This window comes from Streptomyces sp. NPDC001348, assembly GCF_053597535.1.
Map to the genome: position 1 here is coordinate 82,472 of NZ_JBSFIK010000002.1, position 15,236 is coordinate 97,707.

The window sequence follows — 15,236 nt, forward strand, 5'->3', positions numbered from 1 at the left end:
ATCCAAGGCGGCCTCCCGAACGTACGGCGTCCGGGAGGGCGCACCTGGGTGGCGCGGCCGCTCACCATCCGCAACCAACCGATCTCAGGAGCTGCGCTCATGAGCGAGAGCGAGCAGACCCCGCCGTACCCGGCCGCAGGGGCCGGGGTGTTCGACGTCGATCCGGACCAGAGCGGTGTCAGTCAGGACCCGAACCACGAAGTGACCTCGGACATCGACGCCCTCGACGAAGACTGGGAGCTGTGACATGGGAACCGCCAAGGGCATGATCGCCGCCGCACGTCAGCTGCTGGGCACCACCGAGCACCCGCCCGGCTCGAACCACAACGTCGTCACCTCGTGGTACGGCTTCTCCGGCCCGTGGTGCGACATGTCCATCAGCTACGAGGCCGCCCACTCCGACAACCTCAAGGCCGTGATGGGCAAGTTCGCCCTGACCACCGCCCACGCCCGAGCCTTCCAGAGCCACGGCCGCTGGCACTACGGGCTCGGCGGTGTCCGGGCCGGTGACGTCGTCTTCTTCGACTGGTCCGGTGGCCGCTCCATCAGCGGTATCGACCACGTCGGTCTGGTGGAGGCCGTGCACTCCAACGGCACCGTCACCACCCTGGAGGGCAACACCTCCGACGCGTTCCGCCGCCGTCTGCGCAACTCCGCCTGTGTGGTGGGCTACGGCCGCCCGGCCTACGACGGCGCCGCGCCCCTGCCGTCCCACGACGGCATCCTGCGCAAGGGCTCGACCGGCAAGGCCGTGAAGGCCCTGCAGAAGAACCTGAACACCGTGCAGCACGCCGGGCTGACCGTGGACGGCGAGTTCGGGGCCGCCACCGACAAGGCGCTGCGCGCCTTCCAGGCCAAGCACAAGCTGACCGTCGACGGCGAGTACGGGCCGCACACCGCCGCGGTGATGAAGGCCGCCCTGGCGGGGAAGCCGGGGGTCATCAAGCCCAAGGCGCTCGTCGCCGCGGCCGAGCAGCTCGTCGTGGACGGCCAGTTCGGGCCGGCCACGTGTGCGGCCCTGCAGCGGGCCCTCAACAGCAGGACGGGCGCGGGACTCGACGTCGACGGGGCGTTCGGCCCGCTGACGATCAAGGCCTTGCAGGCCTACGTCGGGGTCACCGCCGACGGGATCACCGGACCCGACACCGTGACCGCCCTCAACAAGCACCTGGGGCTGCCGCCGCACGACAGCTGGGACGACGCCACCACGACCCAGCTCCAGAAGGCCCTCAACGCCGGCGCCTTCTGACCGTCGGCCGACCGGCCGGGTGCCCCCGTACGGGGGGGGCGGGGGCACCCATGGTGGAGGCTCAGCCGAGACCTTCGCCCAGCCTCGCCACGGCGCCGGGACCGTAACCGGCCGAGAGCAGGGGGTTCCGGATGTCGGCGTCCAGGTCGGGCACGTAGCCGGCGAGGACGTCGGCGGGGCCGTGGAGCCGTACGGCGCCGAGCGCGGCGGGCAGCAGTGCCGTCTCGGCGCGGGGCAGCGTCTGTGCCGTTCCCCCGCTGGAGAAGGTCACGGGTGCGCCGGCGTTGCTCAGTACGAGCGCGGTGGTGACGGGGCGGTCCAGCCGGGCGCCGGCCGCGACCTGCCACCGCTCCAGCGCGAAGTAGGGGCCGGCGCACAGGATCACCCGCCGGGTGCCGTCGCCCGCGGGCAGGCTCAGCCCCTGGGTGAACTCCGGCCGGTGATCCGGGTGCCACTGTTCCAGCAGCGCCTCCACGTTGGCGTGCCACTCGGCGTCGTCGAGCGGCGCGCCGTCCTGCATGCGGTGGCGCATGGCGTGCTCCTGGAGGTCCGAGGTCTGCTCGATCTCGTACACGAGCGTGCCCGGGCCGAAACTGTGCACGGTGCCTGCCGGGACGTACAGGGTCTGTCCGGCCCGGACGGGCAGCCGGCGCAGCACGGCGTCGAAGTCCTGGTCCAGGAGGGCCTGCCGGAGCCGTTGCCGTCCCACCCCGGGGTGGACGCCGACGAGGGCGGTGGCGCCGGGCTGCGCCTCGAGGATGTGCCAGGCCTCGGTCTTGCCGTTGGGTTCGCCCTGTGCGTGCGCGTCCCGGTCGTCCGGGTGGAGGTGCACCGGCAACGGGGCGGCGGCGTCGATGAACTTGGTCAGCAGCGGGAAACGCGGTCCTCGCGGACCGCGTCCCAGCAACTCCCGCGGGTGCTCGCGGACGAGGTCGCGCAGCCGCGCCCCGGCCAGCGGGCCTTCCCGCACGTGTGCTTCGTCGCCGTCCACGTCACTGATCTCCCAGGTCTCGGCGATCCGCCCCGGGGGCAGGCCACCGCGGCCGAGGCGGTCGGGGATGGCCCGGCCGCCGAAGACGTGCCGCTTGACCGCTGTGGTCAGCCGTAGTGGGTACCAGTCCACGTCCCGTCCTCGCTCGTCCTGCCCTCGCGTGCGCGTCCGCCGGGTAGCCCGGCACGGGCACGTCCACACACGCGAGGTGAGCAAGCCGGTCCGGCTCGGTGCCGCGTGGTCAGGAGACGTTCCACTGCTGGCTGGTCGCGCCGGTGCCGGTCTCCTGGTCCACCGCCGCGTTCTGGGTGGTCGAGCCGCCCGCGGCACCGATGTCCAGGTCGCTGCCCACGCCGGCGAGCATGTAGGTGCTGCCGGTGTAGCTGCCGACCAGGTCGAGGAACCACTGCTGGTTGGCACCGCCGTTGCAGGTCCACTGCTGCAGCTGCACGCCGGTGGCGGTCGACTGGTTCGGTACGTCCAGGCACAGTCCGCTCTTGACGCTCTTGACGGTGTAGACGTTGTCGGCCACCCGGGTGAGGGTCCACTGCTGGTTGGCGCCGCCGTTGGACGGCCACTGGATGATCTTCGCGCCGTTCGAGGTGGAGCCGCTCGCCACGTCCATGAGCAGGGAGCTGTTCCGGTTGGCCAGGGTGTGCACGCCTGTGGAGGGCAGTCCGCCGCCGGCGGTCCAGGTGCCCGCGCCGGGGTCGAGGGACCAGGTCGGGTACTGGCCGAGGTTGACCGTCGTCCCCCTGATGGTCAGCGGCAGCCAGATCAGCTTCGAGGCGCCGAGGTCGGAGGTGTTCCAGCGGTCGCCGGCGTAGATGTAGGTGGTTCCGGAGGAGCCCTGCACGGTGATCACGTTGGCCGTCTGGCTGCCGTAGGTGTGGGTGCCGGGCGCGGCGAAGTCACGGAACGCCGACCACGGCCCGCTCAGCGAGGTGGCGGTGGCGTAGATGTTGTCGTTCAGGCTCCAGCCCGTCAGATGGGAGCCGAAGACGTAGTAGGTGCCGTCCTTCTTGATCATGGCGGGCGCCTCGACGCTGCCGCTGCCGCTGCCGCCCAGCACCGCCACGGCGCTGTCCACGGTGAGGTAGTCGGCGGAGAGCCTGTCGATGCGCAGGCCGTTGTTGCGGTCCTCGCTGAGCAGGTAGGCGGTGCCGTCGGTGTCCTGGAACAGGCCCAGGTCACGGCTGAGGTTGCCCAGCGGCCGGAAGCTTCCCCGGTAGGTGTAGGGGCCGCACGGCGTGCTGCTGGTCGCCACACCGACCTTGGCCTCGGAGTAGTTGGTGCTGTCGATGTGCATGTACATCACGTACATGCCGGTCGACGAGTTGTAGATGACCTTGGGGCGCTCCACGATGCGGCTGGGTCCCAGGTCTCCGCTGCTCTGCCTGCTGAGGGCCTCGCCCTTGTAGGTCCAGTTGGCGAGGTCGGTCGAGGTGTAGCAGGTGATGTCCTGGAACGAGGTGTCCGACGAGGTCTCACCGGTCTTGTCCTCGCCGAAGCCGTACCAGGTGCCGCCCACCTCGATGATGCCGAGGCCGTGCAGTTGCAGCGCGTTGCCGTTCTGGTCGGTGCGTGCGTCACCCGTGGTGAACGACACCGTGGCCGCGTGTGCCTCGGTCGCCGGAAGCAGGAGGGCGGCGAGGGCGCCGAGCAGTGCCAGGAAGGCGGAGACGGCCCTGCGTCGGCGGCCGGCCGGTGGACGGGGTCTGAGGGACATGCGCTTGCCTTTCCTCGGCCATGCCCTTGTTCCGGGCGAGTCGGGGGTCAATGAGAGGGCGGGGCCGGGGTCGACGTCAAGCATCGCGATCGATTTTGTTGATCCTTGACCGGTCGGGTCGGGTTCTGCAGAAGTTCTCCACGCCGAGCTGTTGACCGCCCCGACGACCCGGCACTAGAAACGTCGTTGACTTTGAGTCTCTGTTTCTTCCTGGTCGGATTTGTTGAGACCGGCGGTGTGAGTGGTGAACGTGTCCCGTCGCGGAGGCACCTCGGCGGCCTCCGTCGTGCCGAGGCCGCGGTGAGCGTCAGTACAGCATCCGCAGCGACCCGGGCAGCACCCTCAGCGTGACCGGCAGGACCGCCTCGACCTCCCCGTCGGCGCCGTAGGGCACCTCGCGGTCCGCTTCGATCCGGATCTCCCGGCCGCGCAGGATCTCGACCTCGGGCCGCTGGACGTGGGCTCCCGAGCCGAGCTCGTTCATCAGGGTGAAGAACAGCCGGCGCGGTGCCTGACGGATCATCACGACCTCCAGCAGGCCGTCGTCCACGCGGGCGGCGGGGGCGATCATGCGACCGGAGCCGTAGTAGGGGGAGTTGGCGGCGACGACGGTGTAGCCGCGGTGCTGGTGTCGCAGGCCGTCGACGGTGACCCGGTAGTCCACCGGGCGCCAGGTGGCCGCGGCACGCAGGCCGCCCGCGTAGTAGGAGGCGGCACCGCGCAGCAGACGGGCTCGGTTGGCGTGGCGGTTGGCCAGCGCGTCGACGCCCGCGTACACGCTCCCGAGGACGACGGTCCCCCGGTGGACGGCCGAGCGCACCTCGATGGTGTCCACCGGCCGCGGGTCCCCGTCGAGCAGGGTCCGGGCCAGGGCCTCGGGCTCCACGGGCAGGCGCAGGGCCCTGGCGAAGTCGTTGCCCCGCCCGGCCGGGACGAGGCCGAGCACCGCGTCGGTGCCGCTCAGCCCGCCGCCGATGCCACCCGCGATGCCGTCGCCGCCGACCGCCAGCACCACCCGCCCCCGCTCCGCAGCGCGGCGCGCGATGTCCTGGGCGTGCCCCAGGCTGCGGCTGTACTCCGTCTCCAGTCCGGCCCCGGCCTCCCGCAGTACGCGGGCCACCCGGAGCAGGATGGCCGCCGCACCCGCTGAGCCCGCGGTGGGGTTGACGACGGCGGTGAACTGTCGCATGGGGGCGCCTTTCGAAAGCGGTGGTACGCGCGGAGTGTGCCGGGTCGGCGAGAGGGCGGTTCGTCAGTCCGTGGGCAGCAGGACGCCGGGGTTGAGCAACCGTCCGGGATCCAGACGCTGTTTGACCGCCCGCAGGGCCGCGACCCCGAGAGGACCGGCTTCGCGGACGTACCAGTCGCGGTGGTCGGTGCCCACACCGTGGTGGTGGCTGATGGTGCCGCCCGCGGCGAGGATCGCCTCGCACGCCGCCCGCTTGGCGGGGCCCCAGTGGGCCACCGGGTCGTCACCCTGGGCGCAGACGACGGTGAAGTACAGCGAGGCACCGTTGTCGTAGACGTGCGAGATGTGGCACATGACCAGGGGCGGGGTGCCGGCCTCGGTGAGGGAGGCGGTCAGGGCGGTGCGGACCGAGGCGTACAGCGCGGGGATCCGCGACCAGAAGGCGGCGGTCTCCAGTGTTTCCGCGAACGCTCCCGCGTCGAGCAGGGAGTCCCGCAGGTAGGGCGCCGAGTAGCGGCCGTGCGCCCAGCGCTCGCCCGGCTCCGTGCCGGCGTAGGTGCCGCCCGCTTCGCGCAGCACGGCGGCGGCCCGTTCCCGGCGGTGGGCGGTGTCCTCCTCGGTGCCCTCGTACCCGGCGATCGCCAGGCATCCGGTGTCCCGCGGCGCGTCGTCGGCGCCGATCGCGTCGGGCTGGGCGAGACCGACCAGCGTCTCGCTCTCGTCGGACAGGCGCAGCACCGTGGGACGCGGGCCGTCCTGGGCGAGCCGTCGCAGCGCGGCGGTGCCCTCCTCGAAGGAGGGGAAGTGCCAGCCCTCGTACCGGCGGACCTCCGGGAGGGGTCGCACCCGGACGGTGACGGACGTGATGACGCCGAACGCCCCCTCGGAGCCCAGGATCAGCTGGCGCAGGTCCGGTCCGGCGGCGGAGCGCGGAGCCCGGCCGGTCTCCAGGGTGCCCTCGGGGGTGGCGACGGTGAGGCCGAGCACCATGTCGTCGAAGCGCCCGTATCCGGCGGAGGCCTGTCCACTGGACCGGGCGGCGGCGAATCCGCCGATGGTGGCCCACTCGTAGGACTGCGGGAAGTGCCCGAGCGTGAAGCCGTGTTCGGCGAGGAGGGCTTCGGCCCGGGGGGCCCGCAGTCCGGGTTGGAGGGTGGCTGTGCGGGAGACGGGGTCGACGTCGAGCAGCCGGTCCATCCGGCGCAGGTCGAGGGCGACGAAGGGTCCGCGAGGTTCGGGGGCGAGCCCGCCGACGACGGAGGTTCCGCCGCCGAACGGGACCACCGCGAGGCCGTGTCCGGCGCAGACGCGGAGGACGGCGAGTACGGCGTCGTGAGTCGCCGGGAGAACGACGGCGGCGGGCACGTCGCTCATGTCACCGGCGCGGATCCGCAGCAGGTCCGGGGTGGACCTGCCGCGGGTGTGCCGGACGCGGGTCTCCGCGTCCCGTCGCACGTGCTCGTCGCCGCCCACGGCTTCGGACAGCGCCCGCAGGGCGGCGGGGTCGAGCGGTGCGGCGGGGACGACGACGTCGTCCAGCCGAAGCGGTGCGGCCGGGCACGGCTTGACGCCCAGCAGGTCGCGCAGCAGCGCGCTCACCGTCTCGGGCAGTGGTGCCGCCTCGGCCGGGTCGCCCCAGCCACTCCACAGCATGTCCATCGCGGTCGTCCTCGTCGCTCGCTTCCAGGGGCGTTACACTGTGACACATGACGCCTATTCGTCACAATGAGCGGGACAGCGATCCGGTGCTCGACGCGGTGCGCGACTGCGTGCTGGCCGTCGGAGTCCGTCGTACGACCCTGACCGACGTGGCCCGCCGGGCCGGTGTCTCGCGGATGACGCTCTACCGGCGCTGGCCCGATGTCCGTTCCCTCGTCGGGGACCTGATGACGCGCGAGTGGATCGGCGTGGCCACGCGTGCCATGCCGGATCCCCGGCCCGGCCGGTCCGCGCGCGACCTGGTCGTCGAGGGGCTGGTGGACGGGGTGGAGGCCTTCCGCGCCCACCCGCTCTTCCGGAAGATCGTCGACGTCGATCCCGAACTCCTCCTGCCGTACGTCCTCGACCGCCGCGGCGCCAGCCAGGACGCCCTGCTGGAACTGCTGGCCGGTGCCCTGCGGGACGGACACGCCGACGGGTCGGTACGGGTGTGCCCCCCGGGGCGGCAGGCGCGGTCCGTGCTGCTGATCGTGCAGTCCTTCACCCTGTCGCTGCGGACCATGACCGAGGAGGACGACCCGGAGCTGACCCCCGCCGCCTTCCTCGCGGAGCTGCGGACCATCCTGGAGAGGACCCTCACCCCATGAGCCCCACCGGCAGTTCGTCCCTGTCCGCCGCGCGCCGCTCCCGGGAACTGGCCGGCACCGTCGGCGGGCCGGCAGTGGACGTCCTGGTCGTCGGCCTGGGCGCCACCGGCGCCGGAGCCGCCCTGGACGCCGCGGCCCGCGGACTGACGGTCGTCGCCGTCGACGCCCACGACCTGGCCTTTGGCACCTCGCGCTGGAGTTCCAAGCTCATCCACGGCGGTCTGCGCTATCTGGCGTCCGGCCAACTCGACGTGGCCCACGAGAGCGCCGTGGAGCGGGGCGTGCTGATGCAGCGCACCGCGCCGCACCTGGTGCGCGCCCAGCCGTTCGTGCTGCCGCTCACCCCTCTGGTCCCGCGCGCCGGAGCGGCCCTCGCGTGGGCCGGTTTCCGGGCCGGCGACGCCCTGCGGCTGGCGGCCCGTACGACCCGCGCCACCCTGCCCGCGCCCCGCCGGCTGTCCCTGGAGGAGACCCGGCACCTGGCCCCGGCCCTGCGCACCGACGGGCTGCGCGGCGGCCTGCTGTCCTGGGACGGCCGGCTGACCGACGACGCCCGCCTGGTGACCGCGCTCGCCCGCACCGCCGCCGCCCACGGCGCGCGTGTCCTGACCCGGGTCAGGGCCCTGCGGCTGTCCGCCTCGGGCGCTGTCGTGCGCGACGAACTCACCGGTGAGGAGGGCGAGATCAGGGCCCGTGCGGTGATCAACGCCTCCGGTGTGTGGGCGGGCGGCCTGGTCGACGGTGTCCGGATCCGGCCGTCCCGGGGCACCCACCTCGTCCTGCGTGCCGAGCGGCTCGGCCCACTGCCGGCCGGGCTGCACATACCGGTCCCGGGCGAGACCGACCGCTTCGTGCTCGTCCTGCCGCAGGGCGACGGCCGGGTGTACGTCGGCCTCACCGACGAACCCGTCGAGGGTCCCGTCCCCGATGTCCCCGAGGTGCCGGAGGCGGACATCGGTTTCCTGCTCGACGTGCTCGGCTCCGTCCTGGACGCCCCCGTCCACCGCGACGACGTCGTGGGCGCGTTCGCGGGACTGCGTCCCCTGCTGGACAGCGCGCCGCAGCGGCCGGGAGGGACGGTCAGGACCGCCGACATCTCCCGGCGGCACGCGGTGCTGACGTCCGCCGAGGGCGTCGTCACGGTGGTCGGGGGCAAGCTGACCACCTATCGGCGCATGGCCGAGGACGCCGTCGACGCCGCCGTCTCGGCCCGGCGTCTGCCGGCCGGTCCCTCCCCCACCGCGGCGCTCCCCCTGGTGGGCGCCGCCCCGCCGTCCCGGCTCGGCACCCTGCCCGTGCCCCGGCGCCTGGTCCGGCGCTACGGCACCGAGGCCACGACGGTGCACGCCCTCGGCGACCGGGACCGCCGGCTGCGCGAACCCGTCGTCCCCGGCCATCCGGTCACCGGCGCCGAACTGCTGTGGGCCGTACGGCACGAGGGCGCGCTCGACACGTCGGACCTCCTCGACCGGCGCACGCGCATCGGCCTGGTCCCCGAGGACCGTGCGGCGGCGCTGCGGGCCGCCCGGGAGATTCTGGACGGCTCCGGGGATCTCCTGAGTGATGCGGCCGATCGCGGGTAACCCGCGATCCCATGAACGCGCTGAGGAAACGTCAGTACCTTTCCGATCCCCTGCCCGAAGGGAGGTAGCCCGTGCTCTTCCTGGTTGCCGCCCTGCTCCTGCTGGGCATCGTCGTGGGGAGCGCGGCGTACCTCCCCTGGCCCGTCACGGCCGTCCTGGGCACGGTGATCGCCGTCTGGCTGCTGGTCTTCGCGGCGCGGGAGCGTCGCCGCCGCGGGACGGGGAGGGCGTAGGCGATGCGCCTGACCGCACCCCCCTCGCGCCGGACGGGACGGCGGGACACCGAGGGCATGGCCGTGGCCTCCTTCGTCCTGGGACTCGTCGGCCTGCTCGTGCTCAACCTCGTCCTCGGCCCGATCGCCATCGTCCTGGCCGTGGTCGCGCTGCGCCGCGACACCCCGCGCCGGTTCCGGGCGCTGCTCGGTCTCGGCCTGGGCATCGCGGACATCGTCGTCCTCGCCGTGCTGGCGGCCGTGCACGGCACGGCCTCATGGTCCTTCTGGGGCGGCTGAGAACGGGCACCCCGGACGCCCCTCCGTGTCTTCCCCGCTCCGGATCGAAGCGGCTACGGTGACAGCCGGGCGAGGGGGGTGCGAGGTGGGCGTGACGGGTGACGACCGACTGCTGTACGCCGCCGAGGCGGTTCGGGAGCGGCTGGGCGAACTGGCGCCGCTGGACGGGGAACGGCTCGACGCGGAACTCGCGGAGTTGCTCTCCCGGCGGCCGGCCGGTCCCGAAGTGACGCGGCGTGTGACCGAGGTCCTGAGCAGCGACCGGCGGGTCTGGGCGTTCGTGCAGGACTGGCTGGCCCGGGCCGAGGCGTCGTCGCCGGTGGCGTACACCGCCATGCCCCAGCCGGGTTCCCTCGAGCGGGCGTCGTACGGGGCGCTGCCGCCCACGCTGGGTCCGGTGTCGGCGCCCGAGTTCGGCTGCCGGGAGCATCCCTGGGTGGAGCGCTGGTACCGGCACAGTGTGCAGGAGGCGCCGCCGCGCTGCCCGGAGCCCGGGTGCGGCCGCGTCTTCGTACGGATGGGCTGAGCGCTTCGTGCCGGTGTTCTGGAACGCGGTCGCCACACGACTCGCCGATCGCTGGGTGGCCCACGCGCTGCCCGCCTCCGTCTGCTGGCTCGGTCTGGTCGCCGCGTGGTACGCCGGACACGGCGGGCACCGCGCGCTGAGCGGCCGGCTGGACGCGCTCGCCGGGCAGCCGGGGGCGGTGCAGGTGACGCTGCTGCTGGCGGTGCTCGCCGGGGTGGCCGCCTCGGCCACGGTGGTGCAGCGGCTCACCTTTCCCGTGCTGCGGCTGCTGGAAGGTGACTGGCCGTCGGTCCTCGGCCTGCCGAGACGGGCCCTGGTGTCCCTGGCCGTGCGCCGCAGGGCGACTCGCCGCTCGAAGTGGAACGCGCTGACCCGCCAGGCGGCGCTCGGCACCATCACAGCTGCCGACCGGCTGCGCCGCGGGCGCCTCGAACAGTGGCTGCGCCGCCGTCCCGTCGACGTGGAGTCCACGATGCCGACCCGGTTCGGCAACACGCTGCGCGCGGCCATGGAACGCCCGCGGGCGAAGTACGGACTGGACGCCTCCGTGGTGTGGCCGCACATGTGGTGCCTGCTGCCCGAGCAGACCCGGGAGAACCTCGCGGCGGCGCGACGCCAGGTCGATTCCGCCGCCGCGGCCGGACTGTGGGGGCTGCTGGCCCTGCCGGCCGGACTGTGGACGCCGTGGGCCGCGGTGATCGCGGGGGCGGTCGTGGTGGTCTGCTGGGGCTGGCTGCTGCCGCACGCGGGCGTCGACTTCGCCGACCTGCTGGAGGCCGCGTTCGATCTCCACCGCGCCGAGCTGTACCGTGCGCTGCGCTGGCCCCTGCCCGCCAACCCGCAGGCGGAACGGGTGGCCGGGGAGCGGGTGACCGAGTATCTGCACCGCGGTCTGGCGGACTCACGGCCCGCGTTCGTCCGCGACGCCTGACTCGGCGCGCACCCGCCGCCCCGAGCCGTCTCCCTGTGCTCCCCGCGCTCTCCCGATCCTCGCGCCGTGCCGCGGGTTCACCCCCCGAAGTGCACGAACGGCGCCCAGGCACAGGGCGACCCGGCGGCCGCCCTGACCGTGCGCACGGCCTCGTGCAAGGCCTCGGCGGAGTGGTCCGGGTCCGCCGCCAGCCGGTAGAAGTCCCCCGCGACCTGCGCGGCGAGCCGGTCGCGCACGGCCCACTGAGAGCCGATCACCTGACGGAACCCGGCGCTGAGGAAGGCGCCCGCGAGATGGGCCGCCTCGTCGGCCAGGTCCATCGTGCCGGTGGCGGTCCGGCAGGCGGACAGGAAGGCGACCTCGGCCCGGTCCGTGCGCAGCGTGGCGACGTCGGCCCGGCGCACGGCCCGCTGTCCGGGCAGGAAGTCGTACGGGATCAGGGCGGCGGACTCCGCCGGCCGCAGCGGGTCCTGCGTGCCGTGTCCGGCGAAGTGGAACCAGGAGTGCCGGGGCAGTTCGGCCAGGATCCTCTCCCGGGTGGCGCCTGGACCGGCGAGGGTCACACCGTCGGGGACGACCCTGCGCACCCGCTCGATCTCGAGGCCGGCGTGCGGCAGCGGGTCGAAGCCGGCCGCGCGCGGCTCGACGGCGAGCAGCCGCCGTGTCCCCGGCGGGCCGCCACGAGGGCCGGGCAGGGCCTGGACGGCCGGGGTGTACGAGGAGACCACGTGGTCCAGGACGCTCTCCGCCACCCCGCCGGTCCCGGCGCCCCGGTCGAAGAGGTGGGAGCCGGCCGCGTGCAGCGGCAGGAAGGTGAGCAGCCCGGTGGGGCACCACCACACATGACCGGTCAGGCCGAGTCCGTCCAGAACGGGCGCCATGGTGCTGTGCCACAGCCAGCGCAGCACCGCCGGGACGACGGTCCGCTCGGCGAAGTCCCGCTCCCACTGCTCCGCCGACCGGTCCCCCGCCGTGCGCACCGCCCACAGGAACCGGGCGGTCTGCCGGATCAGCTGGGCGGTGGACAGCGACGGCAGCGGCAGTACCCGCAGCCCTCGTGGGGTCACCGCGAGCGCGTCGCAGCGCAGCCGGCTCACGTTCAGCACGACCACCGTGCGTCCCCCGAGCCCGGTCAGCAGGTCGCGGTGTCCGGGCCGCTGGTGCGGGCGGCGTGCCACCGCTTCGTCGAGCAGTGTGCCGCGGCCCCGTTCCAGGAGTTCCAGGGCACGTTCGGGAGAACCGGCGTGCAGGGCGGAGGCGGCGGCGTCGGACGCGATGCCGAAGAACCTGCCCACCGCGGTCTCCCGGGAACGCCGGTTCGCGTGCGCCGAGACGGCCTGGGCGAGCCCGTCCAGCGCGGCCTCGTACGTGGCGGTGGCCGTCCGCCAGTCACCGTCGGCCGCCGCGTTGCGGGCCTGGGCGACCGTGGCGCGGACGAGTCCGGTGGCCGACAGGTGGTGGCCGCCGCCGGTCAGCCGGCGCAGGATCGCCGTGCCTTCGCGGCGGGGCAGCGGATCACCGGTGAGTTCGGACCTGATTCTCAGACAGTCGGCGAGCGTCAGGGCGACGGTGGGGAAGTCGGCGTGCCCGGGCGGCCACCGGCGGGCCAGGTCCCGCAGCACTTCCTCCGCCTCGTCGAGCGCCGCGACCGCGGACGGGGCCCGGTCGCCGGCCTCCCCGGCCCGGGCACGGGCCCGGTCCAGCAGCGTCACGGCCAGGTTCTGCAGGGTCCGGTCCCGGTCCTCCGCGGTCAGGTCGGACCGGCCGAGCAGGGCCCGGTAGTCGGCCTCGGCGGCGCGCAGGTCCTGCGGATCACGGGTGACCTGGTACCGGGCCCGTCGGCCGACGGCCAGGTTGCCGACGCGGACGTGCACGTGCCCACGCTCCGGGGCACCGACGACCCGGTCTTCTCCCCCGCCTACCGGGCATCGGGACACCTGCTGGCCGTCGCGCGGTCGGGCGGCCCGGTCACCCTCTGGCGGACCGGGACCAGCCGGTCGCCGGTGCGGGCCGGGCCGGACATCACCGGACCGCCCGGCCCGCACGGATTCTCGGGAGCGGTCGCCTTCAGCCGGCGCGGCGACCTGCTCGCGGCCGGGTGCGCCGACGGTGCCGTGCAGATCCGGGACGTGACGGACCCCGCCCGCCCCTCCTGCGTCACCACGCTGCGCGGAGCGACCGGGACCGTGCAGTCGGTGGCCTTCGACCCGGTCACCGACGTGCTCGCGGTCGGCACGAGCAGCGACACCGTGTGGCTGTGGGACCTCACGCGTCCCGCACGGCCCGTGGCGCTCCCCCGGCTCCGCACGAGCACGGACAACTACGTGATGTCGGTCGCGTTCAGCCCGGACGGCCAACTGCTCGCCGCGGGCGGCACGGACCAGCGGGTGCGGTTGTGGAGTGTCGGTGCTCCCGGGCGGGCCAGGACCGCGGGCGTCCTCACGGGGTTCGACAACTTCGTCTCGGGCGTGGCGTTCGCCCCGCGGGGCGAACTGCTCGCGGCGGGCAGCGCGGACAACACCGTACGGTTGTGGCGCCTGCACCGGTCAGGACTCCCCAGCCGTTCGGGCAGGGCCCTCACCGGCGCCCGGGGGTACGTCTTCTCCGTGGGCTTCGGCCCGGACGGCCGTACCCTGGCGGCGGGCATCGGCGACGGGGCGATCCGGCTCTGGGACCTCGGCTCCCCGGCGCGGCCGGTACCGCACGCGGCCCTGTCCGCGCCCGAGGGCAGCACGTACGCCCTGGCCCTCGACCCGGCGGGCGGGATCCTCGCCACCGGTGGTTCGGCCTCGGCGGCGCATCTGTGGGACACCGACGCGGACCGGGTCGGCCGGCTGGTGTGCGAAAGCGCGGGCGACCCGGTCACGACGGCGGAGTGGACCGAGTACGCCGCGGACGGGCGTACCGCCCCCCGGGGTTGCGGCCGTGCCCGGCGACCATGACCAGCCCGTTCGCCCGCGGCCGGCGAGACCGCCCTCAGTCCAGCAGCGCGATACGCGCGGTGACGCGCTTGCCCACCGGCTCCCGCTGCGCTTCGAAGCCCTGGCAGACGGCCATCACGATCTCCAGGCCGTGCTGGCCGACCCGCCCGGGGTCGGCGGCTCGTGCCACCGGCAGCGCCGGATCACTGTCCCATACGGCGACCTCCACCAGGTCTCCCGCGACACGCAGGTCCAGCAGTACCGGACCGGGGGCGTACTTGCGGGCGTTGGTGACCAGTTCGCTGGCCACCAGCCTGGTGAGTTCCATCGCGCGTTCCGAGACCGGCAGCCCGTGCTCGGCCTGCACCCGCGCCAGGAACCCGGCCGCCAGATGCCGGGCCTGGGCGATGCAACCGTCGTCGCCGTCCAGGGCCGCCGTGGTCCGTATCGGTTCGGCGTCCCGCACGATTCCTTCGCCCCGGGTGTCCGGTCCCACCCTGCCTTCCTTCACCGCACTGCTCACGCCCGGCGCATACCCCGGCCTCCACTCCGCACGCCTCCTCGCCCGATGTCGGTTGCGTCACACCGGTGACGGCGGAGGGGCGTGTTGCGGTCCGGACAACGGCGGCTTGCTCTGCGGGTTGTCGGGTACAGCGAAGGAATGAGGTAACCCGTACGGCGCGCAGCTGATGGAAAGTGATGTTTTCGTGACCCGTCTCGGCCGGTCCGGTGAGGAGCCAGCGGAGGGAGCGGGCGATGGCCCGGAGGCCGTCGCCCTGGAGATCTCCGACGCCGTGGAGAACCTGACGACACTGTGGTCACTCGCCGCGCAGGAGGCGGTGCTGCGCCTGTCCCTGCACCAGTTGCGGGCGCTGCGGGCCCTGGAGGCGGCACCGGGCGTGAACCTGACCGCTCTGGCGCAGCAACTCGACATAGGGCTGCCGACCGCCAGCCGCCTGTGCGACCGGCTGGAGGCGGCCGGACTGCTGGAGCGCACCCTGCATCCGCACAAGCGACGTGAGGTGCAGTTGCGGCTGACCGCGCACGGGCGGCGCGTACTGGGCGATGTCGCGGCACGCCGCAAACAGGCCCTGACGAGGGCCTTGGCGACTATGCGCCCCGCGGAACGCGCGGCGCTGAGTCTCGGTCTGCGGGCCTTCCTCGCGACCCGTGACGACGCACCTCCCGGGCAGGACGGGCCCGAACCCTGAACCGCGCGCACCACTGCGGGCGCCGACCGCGCTTTCGTCCCGGTCCGCCGGCAGCCCGGTCTGAAGCCGCCCAGGCCGCCCAGGCCGC

At 73.8% G+C, this 15,236-nt stretch carries 16 protein-coding genes; 10 read left to right on the top strand and 6 right to left on the bottom strand.

Going from position 1 to position 15,236, the window contains the following annotated elements; genetic code table 11:
• Positions 1 to 99 precede the first annotated feature (99 nt).
• Positions 100 to 246: a hypothetical protein gene (locus tag ACWC21_RS02115; protein WP_450877164.1), complete on the top strand. Its 147-nt coding sequence runs from the start codon at positions 100 to 102 to the stop codon at positions 244 to 246.
• A gap of 1 nt (position 247) precedes the next feature.
• Positions 248 to 1,249 carry a peptidoglycan-binding protein gene (locus ACWC21_RS02120; RefSeq protein WP_450877166.1) on the top strand — a complete coding sequence of 334 codons (1,002 nt, stop codon included), beginning with the start codon at positions 248 to 250 and terminating at the stop codon, positions 1,247 to 1,249.
• A gap of 61 nt (positions 1,250 to 1,310) precedes the next feature.
• On the opposite strand, the gene ACWC21_RS02125 is transcribed toward ACWC21_RS02120, so the two are convergent.
• The 4 genes from ACWC21_RS02125 to ACWC21_RS02140 all read right to left on the bottom strand — a co-directional run bounded on the left by ACWC21_RS02125 (position 1,311) and on the right by ACWC21_RS02140 (position 6,817).
• Entirely contained in the window at positions 1,311 to 2,372 is a 1,062-nt protein-coding gene (locus ACWC21_RS02125) for a type I phosphomannose isomerase catalytic subunit (RefSeq protein ID WP_450877168.1), read from the bottom strand.
• Between the two features lie 109 nt (positions 2,373 to 2,481).
• Positions 2,482 to 3,969: an RICIN domain-containing protein gene (locus ACWC21_RS02130; protein WP_450877170.1), complete on the bottom strand. Its 1,488-nt coding sequence runs from the start codon at positions 3,967 to 3,969 to the stop codon at positions 2,482 to 2,484.
• 307 nt (positions 3,970 to 4,276) lie between these two features.
• Positions 4,277 to 5,158, bottom strand: coding sequence for a YegS/Rv2252/BmrU family lipid kinase (locus tag ACWC21_RS02135; RefSeq protein WP_450877172.1), 882 nt, complete (start codon positions 5,156 to 5,158; stop codon positions 4,277 to 4,279).
• 63 nt (positions 5,159 to 5,221) lie between these two features.
• Positions 5,222 to 6,817 (bottom strand): FAD-binding oxidoreductase, encoded by a 1,596-nt coding sequence (locus ACWC21_RS02140; RefSeq protein ID WP_450877174.1) that lies wholly within the window; start codon positions 6,815 to 6,817, stop codon positions 5,222 to 5,224.
• A gap of 47 nt (positions 6,818 to 6,864) precedes the next feature.
• On the opposite strand from ACWC21_RS02140, the gene ACWC21_RS02145 reads away from it, so the two are divergent.
• The 6 genes from ACWC21_RS02145 (at position 6,865) to ACWC21_RS02170 (ending at position 11,016) form a co-directional block, all read left to right on the top strand.
• Positions 6,865 to 7,464: a TetR/AcrR family transcriptional regulator gene (locus tag ACWC21_RS02145; RefSeq protein WP_450877176.1), complete on the top strand. Its 600-nt coding sequence runs from the start codon at positions 6,865 to 6,867 to the stop codon at positions 7,462 to 7,464.
• Complete coding sequence (locus tag ACWC21_RS02150; protein ID WP_450877177.1) at positions 7,461 to 9,047, top strand: glycerol-3-phosphate dehydrogenase/oxidase; 1,587 nt, start codon at positions 7,461 to 7,463, stop codon at positions 9,045 to 9,047. Before ACWC21_RS02145 ends, ACWC21_RS02150 begins: the two co-directional genes overlap by 4 nt.
• A gap of 71 nt (positions 9,048 to 9,118) precedes the next feature.
• The gene (locus ACWC21_RS02155; protein ID WP_450877179.1) at positions 9,119 to 9,280 is read left to right on the top strand and encodes a hypothetical protein; all 162 of its coding nucleotides are present in this window, start codon (positions 9,119 to 9,121) and stop codon (positions 9,278 to 9,280) included.
• A 3-nt stretch (positions 9,281 to 9,283) separates the two neighbouring features.
• Positions 9,284 to 9,559 (top strand): DUF4190 domain-containing protein, encoded by a 276-nt coding sequence (locus ACWC21_RS02160; protein ID WP_450877181.1) that lies wholly within the window; start codon positions 9,284 to 9,286, stop codon positions 9,557 to 9,559.
• A 91-nt stretch (positions 9,560 to 9,650) separates the two neighbouring features.
• Entirely contained in the window at positions 9,651 to 10,085 is a 435-nt protein-coding gene (locus ACWC21_RS02165) for a hypothetical protein (RefSeq protein WP_450877183.1), read from the top strand.
• 7 nt (positions 10,086 to 10,092) lie between these two features.
• The gene (locus ACWC21_RS02170; protein ID WP_450877185.1) at positions 10,093 to 11,016 is read left to right on the top strand and encodes a hypothetical protein; all 924 of its coding nucleotides are present in this window, start codon (positions 10,093 to 10,095) and stop codon (positions 11,014 to 11,016) included.
• A 77-nt stretch (positions 11,017 to 11,093) separates the two neighbouring features.
• Here ACWC21_RS02170 and ACWC21_RS02175 read toward each other — a convergent pair whose 3' ends face one another.
• Positions 11,094 to 12,890 (bottom strand): CHAT domain-containing protein, encoded by a 1,797-nt coding sequence (locus ACWC21_RS02175; protein ID WP_450877187.1) that lies wholly within the window; start codon positions 12,888 to 12,890, stop codon positions 11,094 to 11,096.
• On the opposite strand from ACWC21_RS02175, the gene ACWC21_RS02180 reads away from it, so the two are divergent.
• Positions 12,891 to 13,958 (top strand): WD40 repeat domain-containing protein, encoded by a 1,068-nt coding sequence (locus ACWC21_RS02180; protein ID WP_450877189.1) that lies wholly within the window; start codon positions 12,891 to 12,893, stop codon positions 13,956 to 13,958.
• Positions 13,959 to 13,992: 34 nt separating this feature from the next.
• Here ACWC21_RS02180 and ACWC21_RS02185 read toward each other — a convergent pair whose 3' ends face one another.
• A complete protein-coding gene (locus tag ACWC21_RS02185) occupies positions 13,993 to 14,433 on the bottom strand; it encodes an ATP-binding protein (protein ID WP_450877686.1) in 441 nt (146 codons plus the stop codon).
• Positions 14,434 to 14,644: 211 nt separating this feature from the next.
• On the opposite strand from ACWC21_RS02185, the gene ACWC21_RS02190 reads away from it, so the two are divergent.
• On the top strand, positions 14,645 to 15,148 hold the full coding sequence (locus ACWC21_RS02190; RefSeq protein WP_450877191.1) for a MarR family winged helix-turn-helix transcriptional regulator: 504 nt from the start codon (positions 14,645 to 14,647) through the stop codon (positions 15,146 to 15,148).
• The last annotated feature ends 88 nt before the right edge of the window (positions 15,149 to 15,236 follow it).

Excerpts from the sequence above, each read along its gene's own strand:
- ACWC21_RS02115 (WP_450877164.1), top strand. The coding sequence starts at position 100 with ATGAGCGAGAGCGAGCAGACCCCGCCGTACCCGGCCGCAGGGGCCGGG.
- ACWC21_RS02120 (WP_450877166.1), top strand. The coding sequence starts at position 248 with ATGGGAACCGCCAAGGGCATGATCGCCGCCGCACGTCAGCTGCTGGGC.
- ACWC21_RS02130 (WP_450877170.1), bottom strand. The coding sequence starts at position 3,969 with ATGTCCCTCAGACCCCGTCCACCGGCCGGCCGCCGACGCAGGGCCGTC.
- ACWC21_RS02135 (WP_450877172.1), bottom strand. The coding sequence starts at position 5,158 with ATGCGACAGTTCACCGCCGTCGTCAACCCCACCGCGGGCTCAGCGGGT.
- ACWC21_RS02140 (WP_450877174.1), bottom strand. The coding sequence starts at position 6,817 with ATGGACATGCTGTGGAGTGGCTGGGGCGACCCGGCCGAGGCGGCACCA.
- ACWC21_RS02145 (WP_450877176.1), top strand. The coding sequence starts at position 6,865 with ATGACGCCTATTCGTCACAATGAGCGGGACAGCGATCCGGTGCTCGAC.
- ACWC21_RS02150 (WP_450877177.1), top strand. The coding sequence starts at position 7,461 with ATGAGCCCCACCGGCAGTTCGTCCCTGTCCGCCGCGCGCCGCTCCCGG.
- ACWC21_RS02160 (WP_450877181.1), top strand. The coding sequence starts at position 9,284 with ATGCGCCTGACCGCACCCCCCTCGCGCCGGACGGGACGGCGGGACACC.